Origin of the sequence: Clostridium facile (assembly GCF_014297275.1) — a bacterium.
Taxonomy (GTDB): Bacteria; Bacillota; Clostridia; order Oscillospirales; family Ruminococcaceae; genus Massilioclostridium; species Massilioclostridium facile.
Genome location: NZ_JACOQK010000001.1, coordinates 1,498,893 through 1,520,380, shown reverse-complemented (window position 1 = coordinate 1,520,380; position 21,488 = coordinate 1,498,893). Strand labels below are relative to the sequence as shown.

Below are 21,488 nucleotides of genomic sequence, written 5' to 3'. Positions count from 1 at the left end.
AACTGTCCTATTAAATAAAATGGCCCATATGATATAATTTAACCAACGCAAGGGATTGCGGGGAGTAAAAAATTGTTTTTTTATTTATGCAGAGAGGAGAAAACAAATGGCAAAAAGTTTAAAAACACGAATTGTTGCCGTTGTAACAGCTACAGCGTTGCTTGGTTCTATGCTGGCAGCTACCAATGTATTTGCGACATCAACCGAACGTTTGGAACTGGTTAATCTCAAAACGGATGGCTTAGTACAACCATTGGGTATTGATGATGCACAGCCAGAATTTAGCTGGCAGATGGATTCCAACATTATTGGAGTTAACCAGCAATCTTATCAGGTTATTGTAAAAGACAATAACAATAATGTGGTTTGGGATTCCGGTGTGGTAAAGGATAGCACTTCTACCTTTATTCAATACGAAGGTACAGAGTTGCAACCAAAAACCCAGTATACTTGGACGGTAACTGTTACAGATGATGCTGGTGATACCTATACTTCTGAACCACAAACTTTTGAAACAGGTTTGATGGATACAACAAGAACTTCTTGGGATGGAGCAGAATGGATTGGTGCGGATGAACTGACTTTGGATGCAACTTCCGCAGCACTGTTTGATTTAAGAACAGATTTAACAATTCCTGAAGGAAGCACAAAGGCATCTGTTATTTTTGGTGCAGATGATTTCCGTCTAAACGATGAATATCTGAACATTTGGCGTAAAGGTGGGGAAAACTATATTAAATATGAAATTGATGTAACTGATCCAAATGCAGCTAAATTGAATATTTATGTAGTTGGTATGCCAGCTAAAGGACAAGAAGTAGAAAATGATGCAGCAGAAGTTGATTATACAATTGATATTTCTAATGTAATTAACGCTGAAAATGCTCATGCCCCCCATAATATTCGTATTGCTACTGTAAATAATATTAACAACATTGATTGTGTTATTGACGATATAACAGTAGATAGCAAACGCACATTAAATGTATTGGGTAGCGGTCATAACTATAACAGCTTCCCGAACTTAAATTCCATTGGTTTTGCGGTTCCAGCTGGTGAAACTGCTACATACAGTAATATGACAGTAGAAAATATGGGCTATGGTACTGGTACACTGTTTGGGGCAGAAATTGGCGCAACCTATGACATTTTTAATGGTTTAGATGGCGTTACTGTAAATGATGACAATACGATTACTGTTGGAAAAGCTGATGCGGATGTTTTAGCATATGCTGACCCATCTTATGGTTCTGCCCCAATGTTACGTACAGAATTTAACGCAGATAAAGAAATCGCTTCCGCTAGAATGTATGTTACCGCTCAAGGTATTTATGAAATGTACATTAACGGCGAAAGGATGGGCGATGACTGGTTCAACCCAGGAAACGAAGAATACCGCGAAAGAATTGCTTATCACACCTATGATGTAACCGATATGTTACAGCAGGGTGAAAACGCTATCGGCGCCCAGCTAAGTGAAGGCTGGTGGAGTGGTTACCAAACTTATACTTCTTCCAACTATAACTATTATGGTGATAAACAAGCATTGATGGCTAAATTGGAAATCACCTATACAGATGGTACCACCGATACTGTTGTAACCGATGACGCTACGTGGGATTACTACGGTGATGGTCCAGTAGAATATGGTTCTTTCTATCAAGGCGAACGTTATAACGCATTAAAAGAACAAGATGGATGGTCCACAGTAGGTTATGATGACAGTGCTTGGAGAGATGCGACAGTCATTGAAACCCGTGAAGCGTTTGATGATTACGAATTAGTTACCCGTTATGATGAACCAGCGGGCATCGTAAACGAAATACCTGTAAAAGAAGCGTTGGGAGAATCCCGTCCAGGTTCTGGTTCTTACATTTATGATATGGGTGAAAACGTAATTGGTGTCCCACAGATTACAATTCCAGATGAATATGTGGATGAAGGTCAGGAAGTAACTGTACGTTTTGCTGAAATCCTCTATCCAGATAATTTAGCGGAATATACAGATGCTGATATCGATGGTATGTTGATGACAGAAAACTACCGTGCAGCTTTATCTACCGACTTTTATACAGCAAAAGATGGTGATAATGTAATTGAGCCTCATTATACCTTCCATGGCTATCGTTACCTGGAAATCACAGGTCTGAAAAAAGAATTGCCGGCTGAATATATTAAGACATTAGTACTTTCTTCTATTGAAACAACAGCTACTTATGATAGCTCCAATGCTTTGGCAAATAGACTGTTTAAAAACGTTCAAAATTCTCAGACAAGTAACTTCTTGTCTTTACCAACTGACTGTCCACAGAGAAACGAAAGAATGGGCTGGACAGGTGACGCACAAGTGTTCTCCCGTGCGGCAACCTATAATGCGGATGTATATAACTTCTACCGTCAATGGTTAGTAACTTTGAGGGATTCCCAAGGGGAAAATGGTTCTTTACCAGTAACCGCTCCTTCTTATGGTAAAGTAACGGATGGTGAAGTACAAGTAGGGCATCCAGGTAGTGGCTTTATGGGTATTTCATGGGATGCTGCTTTGACATTAATTCCATGGCAGTTATACCGTCAATATGGTAATACTGGTATTATCGAAGAAAATATTGACGCTATCTATAGTTATCTGAATTACCTTGATGCAAATGATATGACATATACTAATGAAGCTGGTGAAAGTATAACAGAACCATCCTTAACCAGTAAAACTGGTATTTTGGCAGACTGGCTATCTCGTGTATCTACAGATGCCTCTTTGATTAATAATGGTGTATACATCTATTTGATGGATGTTGCTTCTCAGATGGCAGAAGTTGTTGGTAAAACTGATATGGCTACCGAATTGCGTACTCGTTACGATGCAGCAAAAGAAGCTTGGAATAATATTTATGTTGACCAGGAAACAGGTAAAACACAAAAAACAGATGGTACCATACAGGATACAGAAGCTTCCTACGCAACTGCATTGGTTTACAATGTATTTAACGAAGCAAATAAAGCAAAAGCAGTAGAAAACTATGTAAATATTGTGAAGAATCCAGATCCAACTTTTGAAGATGATAATGGTAAGATTCCAGCATATTCTATTACTTCTGGTTTCTCCGGTACACCAAACCTGGTTCCAGCATTAACCCAAAATGGTTATATTGAAGATGCTTATAAACTGTTTGAACAAACAGAATACGCTTCTTGGCTGTATCCAGTAACCCAGGGTGCAACTTCTGTTTGGGAACGTTGGAATTCCTATACCGTAGAAAACGGCTTTGGTGGAAACAACTCAATGAACTCCTTCAATCACTTCTCCTTAGGTGCTATCTCTGAATGGATGATGGGATATCAATTAGGTATCACAGGCGATGATGCAAATCCAGGTTATCAAGAATTCATCCTTCAACCAACAGTAGGTGGGACATTCACTTATGCAAACGGTTCCTTTGAATCCAACTATGGTGAAATCTATAGTGGTTGGACAGCAGACAATGGTTCTATCACTTCTTACAGTGCAGTAGTACCTGCAAATACAACAGCTACTCTGTACTTACCAATTAGTGAAGAACAAGCTGCAACATTCGAAAATATTGATGGTGTTACCTACGAAGGTATGGCAGTTAACAATGAAACCACTGTAGCAAAATTTACAGTAGAAGCTGGTGGTTATGACTTTAATATTACAGCAGATGGCGTAAGTGCATCTATTAAAGATGGTTATGTATCTAGAGATAGTCAACCTACAACAAATAAAGGTATTTTGAATACTGTAATTGCATATGCAGAAAATGCACAAGCAAGCGAAGAATTTGAAAATGTAATTGCAGATGTACAGAAATCCTTTACAACTGCTCTGGACAATGCTAAGGCAATAGCTGCAAATGATGATGCAACTCAGGAAGAAATTGATGCAGCATGGCAGACATTGTTGACAGAAATCCATAAATTAGGATTTGTCAAAGGGGATATTACCTCTTTACAACAACTGGTAACATTAGGCGAAAGCTATGATATGAATGATTTTGTGCAAGCAGGCCAAGCAGAATTTAAAGAAGCATTGGAAGCAGCACAAGCAATCCTTGCAGATAAAGACAACGCAATGCAGGCAGAAATCGAAACAGCAGAAACCAATCTGCTGAACGCAATGTTGAACCTGAGATACAAAGCGGATAAATCCGTCTTAGAATCTGTATTGGCAGAAGCGAATGGTAAAGACGCATCTGCTTACACAGCAGAAAGTTACGCAGTATTAACAGCGGCAGTAGCGGAAGCAAATACAGTAATGGAAAATGAAAACGCAACCCAGGAAGAAGTAGATGCAGCTGTACAATCTGTACAGACAGCAATCGATGGTTTAGTAGCAGTAGATGGAACCGTTCCAGAAGAAACAACACCATCCACTGATGATGTAGCTACTCAAACTGGACAGGAATCTACAACAACCAAAGCGAATGCAGCTAAGACTGGTGACTTTGCTCCAATTGCTGGTGTAGTAGCCCTGATGGGTATTGCAGGTGTTTCTGTAATGGTACTCCGTAAAAAACATAATAAATAATTTAGTATCTTTTCTCTAAATTAAAAATAGGTGTTTTACAACCCCTCCAATTTATAATTGGAGGGGTTGTTTATTGCCATGGAAACGTTCCGTTTAACAGGGAGAGATATTCTGCAAAAAATGTTAATTTCAAGTTATAAATCAAGCAAGCTATTAGAAAAGGTACTACAAATATAAATAAATTGAATTGTGTGAATAACATTTTTTGGAGTGATAGGATAATAAATACAAGTAAAGGAAATTTTCAGTGCTTTTTCGATGTTTTTTAGTACTATTTTCGAGCTATTCAAGCCTCTGGTTTAGCCGAAAGTTGTGACTTTAAATTCATAGAATATTTGGTAAATAGAAAAATGTTACATTAAAGAACACTATAGCGGATAAGTTGATGATATGATTGGGGTAGTTTACAATACGATAGTTTTTGAGAACTTAAAAAATGAAATTAATAGAATATGAAAAATTCTAATGTGTAAAATCTGGTATACTCTTTCCAAGTTAGATGGATTATTTTATAGAATAATTATTCTATGATGATAAAAGATAATATTAAAATAGAAAAGAGGTGTGCCAATATGATAAATATTAGAAAAGTTGCTATAATTGGTTGTGGATTTGTTGGTTCTTCGATTGCGTTTAGTTTAATGCAGCGAGGGTTATTTTCTGAAATGGTTTTAATTGATTCCAATCAAGAGAAAGCGGAAGGAGAAGCAATGGACTTGGGGGATGGCTTACCTTATACTGCTTCGATGGATATCTATGCTGGGAGATATGATGATATTGCGGATTGCGCTTTAGTGATTATCACAGCTGGAGCAAATCAAAAACCAGGGGAAACCCGTTTAGACTTAATTGATAAAAATGTAGCAATTTTAAAAACTATTATTCCAGAAATAAAAAAACGTAATTTTGAAGGTATTTTAATGATTGTCTCTAATCCAGTAGACGTTTTAACCTATGCTGCTTATAAAATTTCTGGTTTTCCTGCCCATCGTGTGATTGGTTCCGGTACTGTATTAGATACGGCTAGGTTAAAACAATTATTAGGGGAATATTTAAGGGTAGATGCCAGAAGTGTACACGCTTTTATCGTCGGGGAACATGGGGACAGCGAACTTGCGGTATGGAGCAGTGCCAATGTGTCAGGTATCGATTTAGATCATTTTTGCGAAATTCGTGGAGAATCCAACCATGAAAATTCTATGGAAAATCTATATGAAATAGTTCGAGATAGTGCTTATGAGATTATTAAACGGAAAGGAGCTACCTATTATGGTATTGCAATGGCTGTTGCAAGAATTTCTGAGAGTATTGTAAAAGATGAACATTCTGTTTTACCAATTTCAGTCGTTCTGGAAGGAGAGTATGGATTAAAAGGATTAAGTTTAAGCATTCCCTCTATTGTAGGAAAGAATGGGCTGGAGACGATATTGGAAATCCCATTAAGTAAAAAAGAAAATGACGCATTAGCAGCTTCCGCAAAGCAGCTAGAACAAGTAATACAGAAAATCCATTTTTAAAACTAGTGGCCTAGATCTTTCTAGGCCATTTTTGGTGTTTTTTCGATGATAAGTAGTATATTATATGAGAAAGATTGCTATAAGATTTTCTGGAACTATAATCAACTAAAAATCCGTGATTTTAGGTTAATGATTTTTCGATAGCAAGGTGTTTTTTTCCTATATTATACTCCATATTTACTTGTGAAGGAAAAAATCAACTATGAGGATGATAAAATATATGGAGTTTATTTTGTATATATCCTATAAAATTTAAAAATTGTAATCGTTTTTTAGTACAAGTATAGTTTGGTTACAAATCTTTATGTAATCTTTATGTATATACAAGATAGATTAATATCATGTTAACGAAATAAGTGATATTATCTTTTTAGGCCTTAATGGACTTCAAAAAGGAGGGCACTATAATGTTGGATTTAGCGATGATAGGCACATTGGCTGTTTGCTTTCTATTAATTAAATTGCTAGCAGACTGGTGTGGCCATCAAATCGACAGAAAAGATTAAGGATAGGAGGACGATATAGAATGATTCTGTTAATCTTAATTTTGATCTTTATGTCAGGCTATTTACTATATGCTTTAGTAAATCCAGAAAAATTTTAATACTTGCTTATAGTAAATACAAAAAGAAATTTTTAGGAGGATAATCAAACTATGTTACAGATGATTGTAATACTAGCTGTTTTCGTTGCTTTGATCATTCCTTTAGGTACTTATTTATATCATATTGCAGAAAGAAAACACACATTTGCTGATCCTGTGTTTGACCGTGTAGATGGTGTTATCTATAAAGTATGTGGTATAAACCCTGATAAAGGAATGAACTGGAAGAAATATGCGCTTTCTTTAGTACTGGCAAATGCCGTAATGGTTTTTGTTGGGTATTTGATTTTGCGGATTCAATTTCTTCCAATTTTCAATCCAAATGGAATTGAAGGGATGCCTGCTGACCTTTCCTTTAACACCATTATATCATTTATGACCAATACAAACTTGCAACATTATTCTGGTGAAAGTGGACTGTCTTATTTAAGTCAGATGTTGGTAATTATCTTTATGATGTTTACTTCAGCTGCAAGCGGCTATGCAGCTTGTGTAGCTTTTGTGAGAGGTCTCTCCGGTAGAGGAAAAGACATGGGTAACTTTTATGCTGATTTAATCCGCATTACAACTCGTGTTTTAATCCCATTGTCTATCATTGTTGGTTTATTGCTAGTATGGCAAGGATGTCCACAAAACTTATCTCAAAATGCTACTTTCCAGACTATTGAAGGAAATTTCCAAGATATGCAGATGGGTCCAATCGCCTCACTTGTATCTATCAAGCACTTAGGAACAAATGGTGGTGGTTTCTTGGGGGCAAACTCTACAACTCCATTGGAAAACCCAACCATTCTTACCAATATGATTGAAATGCTGTCCATGATGATTTTACCAGGTGCTTGTGTACTGATGTTTGGCAAAATGGTCCGTAGCCGTAAAAAAGAAAAAGACCTGAGAAAAATGAAAAATGGTCAGATCCGTACCCCTATTTTTGGAACAGAAGGTCGCACCATTTTCTGTGCAATGGGTGTCATTTTCTTAATTGGTTTAGCTGTTTGCTATTTTGCAGAATTAGCAGGAAACCCAGCGTTGGCTAAGGTTGGTTTAAACCAGAGTATGGGCAGTATGGAAGGAAAAGAAGTTCGTTTTGGTATAGCACAATCCGCTATGTTTACTACTGTAACAACTTCGTTTACAACTGGTACTGTAAATAATATGCATGATACTTTGACGCCACTTGGTGGTATGATACCATTGCTACATATGATGTTAAATTTGGTATTTGGCGGTAAAGGCGTTGGCTTGATGAACATGGTTATGTATGCTATTTTGGCTGTATTTATTTGCGGTTTAATGATCGGACGTACACCAGAATATTTAGGCAAAAAAATTGAAGGTAAAGAGATGAAGTTAACCGCTCTTTGCATTATTGTTCATCCGTTATTGATTTTAGCATTCTCTGCAATTGCAGTTGGAACAGCAGCTGGCTTAGAGGGAATTACAAATCCAGGTTTCCATGGTCTGAGCCAGGTGTTATATGAATTTTCCTCCTCTGCTGCTAACAATGGTTCTGGTTTTGAAGGATTAGCGGATAATACCTTGTTCTGGAACGTTACCGCAGGGTTAGCAATGTTCTTTGGCCGATATATTTCGATTATTATTCAGCTTGCAGTTGCAGCTTCCTTGATGAGAAAAGCTCCAGTAAATGAATCAATTGGTACCTTGCGTACAGATACACCAACCTTTACTATTGCATTGATAGCGGTTGTATATATCTTTGCTGCATTGACATTCTTCCCAGCATTGTCACTTGGCCCAATTGCTGAGCATCTAACTCTATGGGGTTAAGGAGGGGTTGAACGATGAGTAAAAAACAAAAAACTAAATTTATTACTGCCGATATTTTAAAAAGTGCAATTGGAAATGCGTTTATTAAGTTAAACCCAAGATATATGATGAAAAATCCAGTTATGTTTGTAGTAGAAGTTGGATGTATCATCACTTTGATCCTTTGCTTTGTTCCAAATTTATTTGGAACTACAGATATTCCAAATGTTCGCACTTATAATATTATTGTTACAATTATTCTGTTTATCACGGTTTTGTTCGCAAACTTTGCGGAAGCTGTGGCAGAAGGTCGTGGTAAAGCACAAGCTGCTAGTTTGAAAAAGACACAAAAAGATACAGAAGCACGTTTGATTCATGAAGATGGGACAGAAGAAATTGTTAGTTCTAGCCAATTAAAAAAAGGTGATATTGTCCTGGTAAAAACAGGAGAAATTATTCCAAATGATGGCGAGGTAATTGAAGGGGTTGCTTCTGTTGATGAATCCGCTATTACTGGGGAATCCGCTCCGGTTGTTCGTGAGAGCGGCGGAGACTTTTGCTCTGTTACTGGTGGTACTACAGTAGTTAGTGACTGGCTGCGTATTAAAATTACATCTTCCCCTGGTGATAGTTTCCTGGATCGTATGATTGCACTGGTCGAAGGTGCTTCACGTAAAAAGACACCTAACGAGATTGCTTTGAATACTTTATTGGTAAGTTTGACCATTATCTTTATGATTGTAATTATCACTTTATACCCTATTGGTATTTATAGTGGTGTAACACTTCCTGTTGCTACTTTGATTGCTCTGGCTGTTTGTTTGATTCCAACTACCATTGGTGGTTTGTTATCCGCAATTGGTATTGCTGGTATGGACCGTGTAACTCGTTTTAATGTTATTGCAATGTCTGGTAAAGCGGTAGAAGCATGTGGCGACGTAGATACCATGATTTTGGATAAAACAGGTACCATTACATTCGGTAACCGTCTAGCAGCTGATTTTTATCCAGTTGGCAATGCTGATAAAAATGATTTAATCAATTGTGCGGTACAAAGTTCTTTACATGACAGTACTCCAGAAGGAAAATCTACAGTTGAACTGGGACGGAAATTAGGCTGCGATATACAAGAAATGGATGGTGCAGAATACATAGAATTCTCCGCACAAACCCGTATGAGCGGTGTGGATTTGCCAGATGGAACAAAGATCCGGAAAGGTGCAAGTGAAGCGATCCAAGAGTATGTAGTAGCGAATGGAGGTACCATTCCAGCTGATTTGGAAGAACGTGTGAATGAAGTAGCACGTTTAGGGGGTACACCATTAACTGTATGCAAAGGAAATGTAGTGCTTGGTGTTATCTATTTAAAAGATACCGTAAAACCAGGTATGAGGGAACGTTTTGAACGTTTGCGTGCAATTGGTATAAAAACCATTATGTGTACAGGGGATAACCCATTAACTGCAGCAACCATTGCTTCAGAAGCAGGCGTAGACGATTTTATTGCGGAATGTAAACCAGAAGATAAAATCCGTGTTATTAAAGAAGAACAGGCACATGGTAAAATTGTTGCCATGACAGGTGATGGAACCAATGACGCCCCTGCCCTTGCACAGGCAAATGTTGGTTTGGCGATGAACAGTGGTACTGCCGCTGCAAAAGAAGCTGCTAATATGGTAGACTTGGATTCTAACCCAACCAAAATTTTGGAAGTTGTAGAGATTGGTAAACAATTATTAATTACTCGCGGAAGCTTAACAACATTCAGTATTGCAAACGATATTGCAAAATACTTTGCAATTATTCCAGCTATGTTCATGAGTTATATCCCTGCGTTAGGGGTATTGAATATCATGCATCTGGCTTCTCCATTGAGCGCGATTCTATCTGCATTAATCTTTAACGCCATTATTATTCCTTGCTTGATTCCTTTGGCAATGAAAGGTGTTAAATATAGACCAATGAACAGCAGCAAAATGTTACGCCGTAACATGTTAATTTATGGTTTAGGCGGTATTATTGTTCCGTTTGTGGGAATCAAAATTATTGACTTAATCATCCATCCATTATTAATGTTGTTGGGTTTGAATTAAGGGAGGATATACTATCATGGGAACAAAATTAAAAAATGCAATGAGTGGACTGAAAAAGGCTTTTCTGGTTACAGTAGTATTGCTGATTCTTTGTGGCTTGATTTATCCATTAGTATTAACGGGTATTTCTCAGGTGATATTTCCAAAACAGGCAAATGGTAGTGTAATTACTGTAGATGGAAAACAAGTTGGTTCTGAATTGGTTGGCCAGGATTTTACTGATGAACGCTTTATGAAGTGCCGTCCATCTTCTGTAAACTATAATACTTATACCCAGGAAGATGTAGATAACGGTGACCATACTATGGGTGCGCCATCTTCTGGCTCTAATAACTATGCTCCTTCTAACCCTGAATTGGCAGAACGTGTACAAGCGGATATTGACGCATTTTTAGAAGAAAATCCAGATGTGAAAAAAGAGGATATCCCAACTGATTTGCTAACGGCTTCCGGTTCTGGTTTGGATCCACATATCTCTCCAGAATCTGCTGAAATACAGATTCCACGTTTGGTAGAAACTACAAAATTATCCGAAGATGAATTAAAACAGATTGTAAAGGATAATACAAACGGTAAATTCCTTGGAATTTTTGGTGAAGAGACTGTTAATGTATTAGGTGTTAACCTGGACATTGCAGAAAAACTTGGTATGATTGGCAGTGAAGAATAATTGCTAGAAAACCTAATAAAAGGCTACTATTGAAATTTCAATAGTAGCCTTTTTTATATGAAAGAAATATAAGGTAGTAGTATAGGAAATATTAATAAAAATAGGTAGAATTTGAGGTAATGAAAAAATGATAGCAGTTTTTTGGACAAATTAGAAGCTTGATGAAATCTTCACATTAGAGAATATTACAAGACTGTAAGTTTATTTTCTATTTTGACGTAATTTGATAAAAAAAACGATTTACTTCCTTCATATTCATTCCATATAATATAAATACAATAATGACTGATCTACTGAAAGGAGGGAATTGTTTTGCGTTGTCCAAATTGCGGAAAGGAAAATCCACAGGGATATTTAATATGTTATTTTTGTCATGAGCTTTTAACACCACGCCCCAATAAAATTTATGGAGTGGATACAAGACCAACGATTGATCTTGAACAAAACAACAAGCAAGAATTAAATCAATGGAAAGAAGAACCACATTTACAGTTTGAAACATCATCTCCAGTTAGTCAGCAAAAAAAGGAACAGGAGAATTTAAAAAATACAACATCAAAGCCACAAAAAATAAAACAGCAGAAAACAAAAGCTGCAAAATCAAAACGTCCTAAACGATCAAAATCTCCAAAAAGGGTAAAACAAAAGAAACAAAAACGAGTGAGTTCTCCTCGGAAGCAAGTAAAAGAAGTTCATACAGTGAAAAAACGGGGAGGTTTTTTGGCAGCATTTTTAGCACTATTGTTGCTTGCTATTGCCGCTATTGTCATTGCTGGAGCTTTGTTGATTCACCATTATGGATTACAAACAATATTAAACCATTTTGGATATCAAATTACTACAGTACAACAGGATGAAACATCTTCTCAAGAAGTATCAGAATTCAGTTCCATACAACAAGAAACTGAATCGAAAGTGGATCAAAAAGGGGAAAGTTCTTCAGAACCGGAAACATCTTCGGAACCAGAAGAAAACAAAGAACTAGAATAAGAAACTTAGCCTGCTCAAATTCTATTTATGATTGGGCGGGCTAAGTTTTTATAGAGGGTCATCAGTAAAGGTGGACATATGATTCCAATCATTATTATTGGTAGGAATCTATTTGGCTAATTGTATAGGAACATTTTGATTTCTTGACAGTAGTAGAAAAAAGGTGTATCCTTTCATTAATAAATAAGCTGATGTAAAAAGAAACAATTGATGCTAAAATTTTGGTTAATATTACTTAAATCTACTTTACGTAGATAGAAATAGAACAGCATGTGAGTTGTTTTTAAAGATAAATTTGTTATGCTAAGGTATACAAATAAATGAGGAGGAAAACTTTTTGGACAGTAAAAGGACGGGGCTGTTTATTGCTTATTGCCGCAAACAAAAACAGATGACCCAACAACAATTAGCAGATACTTTAGGAGTAACCAATAAAGCTGTTTCGAAATGGGAAACGGGCCAGGGAATGCCAGATATTAGTATTTTAGAATCTTTAAGTCAGATATTAGGTGTTAGTATTGATGAGATTATCAGAGGAGAGAAACAAAAAAATACTACAAATCATCCAGAAGAACAAAAAGAGGATATGCCAGAAGAAAATACAGTTGAAATAACCACAAAGATGGATGAAACTATTTTGTTGGATTATTATAAAAATATGTTTCCAATAAAAACAAGAAAAAGAAGATATCTTATTTATTTTCTATTAATTATTTTAGGTATTAGTATTGGTATGGTCGTTTGGGATACCAACTGGATTGTTACGATTCTGGTTGGATGTTTATATATTGCAATAGTAACGATTACCATTTGTTTTGTTCAGCAACAATATAAATTGGCTGCGAAAAGGAAATTAAAGAAAAACCATCAATTATATGGTGGCATTCCAATTTTAAAAGTTTTGTTGCAACAAGAAAAAATTCATTGTATGGATTCTTTTTTAGACATACAGCTTCCATATCATAAAATTAAAACAATAATAGAAACAGAGTGCCTTATTCTTTTGACTTATGAAACGAATACAGTTTTATTAGATAAAAGAGGAATAAAAGACCATACTGTTATGGAAGTATTGGAATTATTCCATCAAAAAGCCCCGCAAGCATTCTGCAAAAAATATATTCCTAGCAATCAGTCAAAAATAAAGAACATAGTTGGAGTTAGCTGTATTATCATAGGAGCATTATTACAATTATTACAGATTGTTTATTATGGATTGCATTACTCTCAAGGAGTAGAATATCTTTGGGATGGTATGCTGTACTGGATCAATGGCATTTTAATCGCTTTGGTTGGAATAGGGATTATCAGTTTGGTTTGGCCAAAACGAAAATGGATACTGACAAGTTCGATCTTAGCTATGTTATTGTTGGTACTCAATTTATTTGGTTCATTTATTTCACAAAATAAAAATGAGACGATCTGGTCTATATCACCAGATGGAAGCAATAGCATGGTAATGAAGCGAAATCCAGATACAGGAAGAACATATGATTACCATCATCATAAACTGTTTTTTATTTCATCTGGCAGCCAGCTTCCGTACACAGTAAGTAAAAACAAAAAAATCCAATGGCTTACCAATGATATTTGCGCTTTTACGTATATGTCCCCGGACGACAGTCAGATCCACCAATATATTGCTACTTATGGAGATAGAACATTGGGATCCTATTATTATGTTACAAATGTGATTGGCGGAGATTGGACAACTTATGATACGAACAATACGGTTGGATGGCATATTCTTGTAGATGACGGAGTTATGCTAAAATATGGAGAAACCAAAGAATATTATTCGTTGGATGATTGCGTCCAATTTGGAACTACTGCGATAGCTTTATGTAAAAATGGGATTCCCCAATGGACAATTGTGTTGAATGAAGATTGTGAAGTAACAAGTGGAAGCGATTTAACAGGAACGATTACTTTATGTAAGGTATCAATGGATCAAACTGCTCCAACTATATTTCATCGTAGTTCATCTGAGGCGAATTTAGATGAGTTAGAAGAATTGAAACTGGGGTAAAATTTTAGGAAGGAAGGTGATAGTTTGGTTATTGATGTGCATACACATATTTTTCCTGAACATATTGCAGAAAAAGCAACAAACAATATTGGAAATTATTATCAAATACCAATTCAATTTAACGGTACAGTAAATCAATTATTAGATAATATGCAACAATACCATATTGACAAATGTGTTGTAAATTCTGTTGCGACAAATCCTCATCAAGTACAAACTATTAATCAATTTGTGGCAGAACAAGTTAAAAATTATCCTAATCAGTTAATTGGGTTTGGTTCATTGCATCCTGATAGTGAAAATTTAGAACAGGATTTTCAACAATTACGGGAACTTAAGTTAAAAGGAATCAAATTGCATCCTGATTTTCAAGGAAGAGCAATTGATGACCCAAAAGTAATGAAAATCTATGAAATGGCGGAAGGATGTTGTCCGATCTTAATGCATATGGGAAGTACAGATTCGGATTTATCCAGCCCAAAGCGCTTGGCGAAGATATTGGACTTGTTTCCGAAATTAGATATCATAGCAGCTCATTTTGGAGGTTGGTCCCATTGGGAAGATGCGGCATTAGAGTTGGCATTAAAACGCGTCTATGTAGACAGCAGCAGTACCCAATATGCAGTAAAGCCGCATCAAATTCGGGAATTAATCGATATCTTTGGAATTCATCATGTGATTTTTGGTTCAGATTATCCTATCTTTAATGCAGGAGATGAATTAAAACGATTTGAAAACATTCCAATGACAGAAGAAGAAAAGGAATGTATTTTCCATGGCAATATAGAGCGTCTCCTATTAAAATATAAAACAAATAGCTGATTTATTTGGATTTATTATCTTATTAGATAATATTTCTACTGAATTGTTGTTGCTATAATATCAGAAAAACCTGTTATAAATAAGTAAATTTTAGTAAATCAATCCATAATAAGGAAAATATAATAGAAAAAAGGAAAAAGTAGTTGACAAAAGGGAGAAGGTGTGATATATTATTAAAGCTGCAACGGAAGAGCGGCCGGGAGGGCAAGAGGCGCCGTTGAGCAAAAAGGAAGAAACGAAAAAAGATGAAAAAACATCTTGACAAAGAGGAAGCGATATGATATAATAAATAAGTCGCTTCTGAGGCAAGCGAAACGAAAGAAACAAAAAACTTTCAAAAAAGCTTGACAAAATCACAGAGATGTGATAAAATAGTAAAGCTGCTTGAGGGCAGCGGTCAAGAAACGACAAAAACAGGACCTTGAAAATTAAACAATATAGTAAGTAACGAAAACGAACCAATCCTTGTTAATTCAAGAGTTTTAGTTATTTTAGAAAAAATGACGTTAGCGTATTCGAGTAATACGAGCTAGATTAAATCATCCGAGAGGATGTTTTGATATGATTAAATTAAGAGTTTGATCCTGGCTCAGGACGAACGCTGGCGGCGCGCCTAACACATGCAAGTCGAACGGAGATACCTGTTAGATCCCTTCGGGGTGACGATGGACTATCTTAGTGGCGGACGGGTGAGTAACACGTGAGCAACCTGCCTTACAGAGTGGGATAACGTTTGGAAACGAACGCTAATACCGCATAACATTAACTTATCGCATGGTAAGATAATCAAAGAAATTCGCTGTAAGATGGGCTCGCGTCTGATTAGATAGTTGGTGAGGTAACGGCTCACCAAGTCGACGATCAGTAGCCGGACTGAGAGGTTGAACGGCCACATTGGGACTGAGACACGGCCCAGACTCCTACGGGAGGCAGCAGTGGGGAATATTGCACAATGGGGGAAACCCTGATGCAGCGACGCCGCGTGAGGGAAGAAGGTTTTCGGATTGTAAACCTCTGTCTTCAGGGACGATAGTGACGGTACCTGAGGAGGAAGCTCCGGCTAACTACGTGCCAGCAGCCGCGGTAATACGTAGGGAGCGAGCGTTGTCCGGAATTACTGGGTGTAAAGGGAGCGTAGGCGGGACAGCAAGTTGAATGTGAAATCTATGGGCTCAACCCATAAACTGCGTTCAAAACTGTTGTTCTTGAGTGAAGTAGAGGTAGGCGGAATTCCTAGTGTAGCGGTGAAATGCGTAGATATTAGGAGGAACACCAGTGGCGAAGGCGGCCTACTGGGCTTTAACTGACGCTGAGGCTCGAAAGCGTGGGTAGCAAACAGGATTAGATACCCTGGTAGTCCACGCTGTAAACGATGATTACTAGGTGTGGGGGGGTCAACCTTCCGTGCCGGAGTTAACACAATAAGTAATCCACCTGGGGAGTACGACCGCAAGGTTGAAACTCAAAGGAATTGACGGGGGCCCGCACAAGCAGTGGAGTATGTGGTTTAATTCGAAGCAACGCGAAGAACCTTACCAGGTCTTGACATCCAACTAACGAGATAGAGATATGTTAGGTGCCCTTCGGGGAAAGTTGAGACAGGTGGTGCATGGTTGTCGTCAGCTCGTGTCGTGAGATGTTGGGTTAAGTCCCGCAACGAGCGCAACCCTTACCATTAGTTGCTACGCAAGAGCACTCTAATGGGACTGCCGTTGACAAAACGGAGGAAGGTGGGGATGACGTCAAATCATCATGCCCCTTATGACCTGGGCCACACACGTACTACAATGGCTATTAACAGAGGGAAGCAATACCGCGAGGAGGAGCAAACCCCTAAAAATAGTCTCAGTTCGGATTGCAGGCTGCAACCCGCCTGCATGAAGCCGGAATTGCTAGTAATCGCGGATCAGCATGCCGCGGTGAATACGTTCCCGGGCCTTGTACACACCGCCCGTCACACCATGAGAGTTGGCAACACCCGAAGCCAGTAGCCTAACCGCAAGGAGGGCGCTGTCGAAGGTGGGGTTGATGATTAGGGTGAAGTCGTAACAAGGTAGCCGTATCGGAAGGTGCGGCTGGATCACCTCCTTTCTATGGAGAACTGACAGGATGGGGAATGTTAGGAGCTATATTGTTTAATTTTGAAGGCCCTGAGTCTTCAGAAAAATAATTGATGGGAAAAGCGGCAACCTAGAAACCCTGGAAAATGGGGGTGTAGCTCAGCTGGGAGAGCACCTGCCTTGCACGCAGGGGGTCAGGAGTTCGATCCTCCTCATCTCCACCACAACCGAAAGGTTGAACAGGGAAAAGAGAGACCGACAGCCGAATCTAACATGGGCTCATAGCTCAGGTGGTTAGAGCGCACGCCTGATAAGCGTGAGGTCGGTGGTTCGAGTCCACTTGAGCCCACCAAGTTACTTGAAAAAGTAACAAAGAAGAAAGTACCTTGAAAACTGAATAAGTAAAGCGATAAAAGTAGTTAAGACAAATATCTTTTTTAAAAAAAGGGTAAAAATACTACTACAATTTGAAAAAGTTGGAGAACATAATTCAAATGGTCAAGCTACAAAGAGCGCAGAGAGAATGCCTTGGCATTAGGAGCCGATGAAGGACGTGGTAAGCAACGATATGCTACGGGGAGTCGCAAGCAGACATCGATCCGTAGAATTCCGAATGGAGGAATCCGGCAGTGGTTATGCACTGTCATCATATACTGAATCCATAGGTATATGAGGGGAACCGCCTGAACTGAAACATCTAAGTAGGGCGAGGAAGAGAAATCAACCGAGATTTTCCTAGTAGTGGCGAGCGAACGGGAAAGAGGCCAAACCAAAGGTAGCAATATCTTTGGGGTTCGGACTGCAATGTGTATCTGACGAGTTAGGAGAAGTGCATGGGAAGGCACACCAAAGGAAGTGAAAGTCTTGTATCCGAAAACAGATCAGAGCTAGCAGTATCCAGAGTACCGCGGGACACGTGAAACCCCGTGGGAAGATAGGGGGACCACCCTCTAAGCCTAAATACTACCTAATGACCGATAGCGAAAAGTACTGTGAAGGAAAGGTGAAAAGAACCCCGGGAGGGGAGTGAAATAGAACCTGAAACTCTGTGCTTACAAGCAGATAGAGCACGTCAAAGTGTGATATCGTACCTATTGTAGAATGGTCCGGCGAGTATACGTATGTAGCAAGGTTAAGAACTTCAGGTTCGGAGCCGAAGCGAGAGCGAGTCTGAATGGGGCGTTTAGTTTCATGCGTATGACCCGAAACCAGGTGACCTATCCATGTCCAGGTTGAAGTGACGGTAACACGTCATGGAGGACCGAACCCACTCCCGTTGAAATGGTAGGGGATGAGATGTGGATAGCGGAGAAATTCCAATCGAACTTGGATATAGCTGGTTCTCCCCGAAATAGCTTTAGGGCTAGCGTTGTCATAAAGATTACCGGAGGTAAAGCACTGAATAGTCTAGGGGCCGAGAGGCTACCGAAACTTATCAAACTCTGAATGCCGGATAATCATGGACAGCAGTCAGACTGTGTGAGATAAGTCTCATAGTCAAAAGGGAAAGAGCCCAGACCCACAGCTAAGGTCCCAAAGTACATTTAAGTGGAAAAGGATGTAGGATTGCGAAAACAACCAGGATGTTGGCTTAGAAGCAGCCACACATTTAAAGAGTGCGTAATAGCTCACTGGTCGAGTGGTCCTGCGCCGAAAATTTAACGGGGCTAAAATGTACACCGAAGCTTGGGCTTGATACGTAAGTATCAGGGGTAGGGGAGCGTCGTATACGGAGAGAAGTCATAGCGGAAGCGGTGGTGGACTGTATACGAGTGAGAATGCCGGAATGAGTAGCGAGAATTATGTGAGAATCATAATGGCCGAAAGCCTAAGGTTTTAGGAGGAAGGTTCGTCCGCTCCTAGTAAGCCGGGAGCTAAGGTGAGGCCGAAAGGCGTAGCCGATGCACATACGGTTGATATTCCGTAGCCTCCAAAAGATTTAAGCAAAGGGACACTTTAGAAGGGTGTAAGCCGGGCGTTGGTAGACCCGGTCGTAAGGGACTGAAATTAGAGTAAGGAAGTACACTTGGATGAAGGCGAGAAAAGCTTTGTGGATATCTTCGGAGCCCGTACCGCAAACCGACACAGGTAGGTAGGAAGAGGATTCTAAGGCCAACGGGAGAAGGGTTGTTAAGGAACTCGGCAAGTTGACCCCGTAACTTAGGGATAAGGGGTGCTCTAGCAATAGAGCCGCAGAGAATAGGCCCGGGCGACTGTTTATCAAAAACACAGGTCTCTGCTAAATCGAAAGATGACGTATAGGGGCTGACACCTGCCCAGTGCTGGAAGGTTAAGAGGAGGAGTGAGAGCTCTGAATTGAAGCCCCAGTGAACGGCGGCCGTAACTATAACGGTCCTAAGGTAGCGAAATTCCTTGTCAGGTAAGTTCTGACCCGCACGAATGGTGTAACGATCTGGGCACTGTCTCAACAATCCACCCGGCGAAATTGTAGTACCGGTGAAGATGCCGGTTACCCGCGACTAGACGGAAAGACCCCATGGAGCTTTACTGTAGCCTAATATTGGATTTTGGTATTTCATGTACAGGATAGGTGGGAGGCTAGGAAGCAAAGGCGTCAGCTTTTGTGGAGCCATCGTTGGGATACCACTCTTGGAGTGCTGAAATTCTAACCTGCGGCCATGAATCTGGTCGGGGGACATTGTTAGGTGGGCAGTTTGACTGGGGCGGTCGCCTCCTAAAAGGTAACGGAGGCGCTCAAAGGTTCGCTCAGTACGGACGGAAACCGTGCATTAGAGTGTAAACGCATAAGCGAGCCTAACTGCGAGACTGACAAGTCGAGCAGTAACGAAAGTTGGAGTTAGTGATCCGGCGGTATGTGAGTGGAAATGCCGTCGCTCAACGGATAAAAGCTACCCTGGGGATAACAGGCTGATCTCCCCCAAGAGTCCACATCGACGGGGAGGTTTGGCACCTCGATGTCGGCTCATCGCATCCTGGGGCTGGATTCGGTCCCAAGGGTTTGGCTGTTCGCCAATTAAAGCGGTACGCGAGCTGGGTTCAGAACGTCGTGAGACAGTTCGGTCCCTATCTGTCGTGGGCGTAGGATATTTGAAAGGAGCTGTCCCTAGTACGAGAGGACCGGGATGGACGCACCTCTGGTGTACCTGTTGTCATGCCAATGGCACGGCAGGGCAGCTATGTGCGGATCGGATAAACGCTGAAGGCATCTAAGCGTGAAGCCGTCCTTAAGATAAGATATCCCACTGGGTTAACCAGGTAAGACCCCTTGTAGACTACGAGGTTGATAGGCTCAAAGTGTAAGCGTCGTGAGGCGTTAAGCTAGCGAGTACTAATCGGTCGAGGGCTTGACCAATGATATGTTCTAAAGTCGTGATACTTATTCAGTTTTGAGGGTACTGAACCTTCAAAAGAAATAGACGGTGTTAATGGCGATGAGGATCCACCTGTTCCCATACCGAACACAGTAGTTAAGCTCATCAACGTCGAAGATACTTGGCTGGAGACGGCCTGGGAAAATAGAAAAATGCCGTCACGAAGAAAGAAAAGTAGAGTAATCTACTTTTCTTTCGTATATTCCTCAATAGCTCAGTCGGTAGAGCATGCGGCTGTTAACCGCAGGGTCGTTGGTTCGAGTCCAACTTGGGGAGCCAATAACAGAAACAGATAGGTAAAGAAATATTTACCTATCTGTTTTTTTGTTATATATTATTTTTTATAGATTGAAGTATTTCAATCTAGTTGTTATATTTTATATTTGTAATTTCCCTTATTGTGTTTCGGTAGTGGATTCCTATTGATAGATAAATTTTGATTATTTATAGATATTTTCTATAATTATAGAAAAAACTTCTTATAAACTATTTAATGATAACTATAATTATTTTAATATTTATTTTTTCATAACTGTAATAATTAATTAAAACTACTAATTGAATTGATGATCTATACAAACTCTAAAAAGATACCATATGGGTGTATTTCTTATTAGTATGATGATGTACTGTGCAATTGACTTTTTATTCTGTTCAACTGTTTGTATATAATATCTTCTACACCAGAAGCAACGATTTCAATATTTGTATTTCAAATTGGTCTGTTTTTCTAAAATATTAGATTTTTTTCCTATGATATATTCTATGAATAAATAGGGTAAAATACTTTACTGGTATATGGAGATTGTTCTAGATATCTTTGTACTCCTATGGACTTGCATAACCTTTGTCAGATCCTATATTCTATATACTTTCTATCTATGATATTTTGACACGAATGCTATAGTGCAAAGTCATATGAAATATAATTTAAATACATGCACTAGATTACTATAAATAATGCAATATGATACTAAAATCGCCATTTTGAATCTGCTTAATTTTTTATATTGTTCATGGTAATTCCTTCTTTTACTTTG

9 protein-coding genes, 3 tRNA genes and 3 rRNA genes are annotated in these 21,488 nt (G+C 38.9%); all 15 read left to right on the top strand.

Annotated features, from left to right (window positions below; genetic code table 11):
• Positions 1–106 precede the first annotated feature (106 nt).
• Complete coding sequence (locus H8Z77_RS06305; protein ID WP_186996512.1) at positions 107–4,543, top strand: family 78 glycoside hydrolase catalytic domain; 4,437 nt, start codon at positions 107–109, stop codon at positions 4,541–4,543.
• Positions 4,544–5,115: 572 nt separating this feature from the next.
• The gene (locus H8Z77_RS06300) at positions 5,116–6,060 is read left to right on the top strand and encodes an L-lactate dehydrogenase (protein WP_069986792.1); all 945 of its coding nucleotides are present in this window, start codon (positions 5,116–5,118) and stop codon (positions 6,058–6,060) included.
• 526 nt (positions 6,061–6,586) lie between these two features.
• Positions 6,587–6,664, top strand: coding sequence for a K(+)-transporting ATPase subunit F (gene kdpF, locus H8Z77_RS11705; protein ID WP_076939097.1), 78 nt, complete (start codon positions 6,587–6,589; stop codon positions 6,662–6,664).
• A 51-nt stretch (positions 6,665–6,715) separates the two neighbouring features.
• Entirely contained in the window at positions 6,716–8,452 is a 1,737-nt protein-coding gene (gene kdpA, locus H8Z77_RS06290) for a potassium-transporting ATPase subunit KdpA (protein WP_069986793.1), read from the top strand.
• Between the two features lie 14 nt (positions 8,453–8,466).
• A complete protein-coding gene (gene kdpB / locus H8Z77_RS06285; protein ID WP_186996510.1) occupies positions 8,467–10,524 on the top strand; it encodes a potassium-transporting ATPase subunit KdpB in 2,058 nt (685 codons plus the stop codon).
• A gap of 16 nt (positions 10,525–10,540) precedes the next feature.
• Complete coding sequence (locus tag H8Z77_RS06280) at positions 10,541–11,194, top strand: K(+)-transporting ATPase subunit C (RefSeq protein WP_235843870.1); 654 nt, start codon at positions 10,541–10,543, stop codon at positions 11,192–11,194.
• A gap of 312 nt (positions 11,195–11,506) precedes the next feature.
• On the top strand, positions 11,507–12,184 hold the full coding sequence (locus H8Z77_RS06275) for a zinc ribbon domain-containing protein (protein WP_069986795.1): 678 nt from the start codon (positions 11,507–11,509) through the stop codon (positions 12,182–12,184).
• A 337-nt stretch (positions 12,185–12,521) separates the two neighbouring features.
• Positions 12,522–14,213 (top strand): helix-turn-helix domain-containing protein, encoded by a 1,692-nt coding sequence (locus tag H8Z77_RS06270; protein ID WP_069986796.1) that lies wholly within the window; start codon positions 12,522–12,524, stop codon positions 14,211–14,213.
• Positions 14,214–14,237: 24 nt separating this feature from the next.
• Positions 14,238–15,035: an amidohydrolase family protein gene (locus tag H8Z77_RS06265; protein ID WP_186996509.1), complete on the top strand. Its 798-nt coding sequence runs from the start codon at positions 14,238–14,240 to the stop codon at positions 15,033–15,035.
• A 566-nt stretch (positions 15,036–15,601) separates the two neighbouring features.
• Positions 15,602–17,126 (top strand): 16S ribosomal RNA (locus H8Z77_RS06260).
• A 117-nt stretch (positions 17,127–17,243) separates the two neighbouring features.
• Positions 17,244–17,319, top strand: a tRNA-Ala gene (locus H8Z77_RS06255).
• A gap of 51 nt (positions 17,320–17,370) precedes the next feature.
• Positions 17,371–17,447, top strand: a tRNA-Ile gene (locus H8Z77_RS06250).
• Between the two features lie 144 nt (positions 17,448–17,591).
• Positions 17,592–20,429, top strand: a 23S ribosomal RNA gene (locus tag H8Z77_RS06245).
• Between the two features lie 63 nt (positions 20,430–20,492).
• A 5S ribosomal RNA gene (rrf, locus tag H8Z77_RS06240) occupies positions 20,493–20,609 on the top strand.
• The 16S, 23S and 5S rRNA genes sit together here with 3 tRNA genes alongside, the layout of an rRNA operon.
• A 42-nt stretch (positions 20,610–20,651) precedes the next feature.
• Positions 20,652–20,727, top strand: a tRNA-Asn gene (locus H8Z77_RS06235).
• The last annotated feature ends 761 nt before the right edge of the window (positions 20,728–21,488 follow it).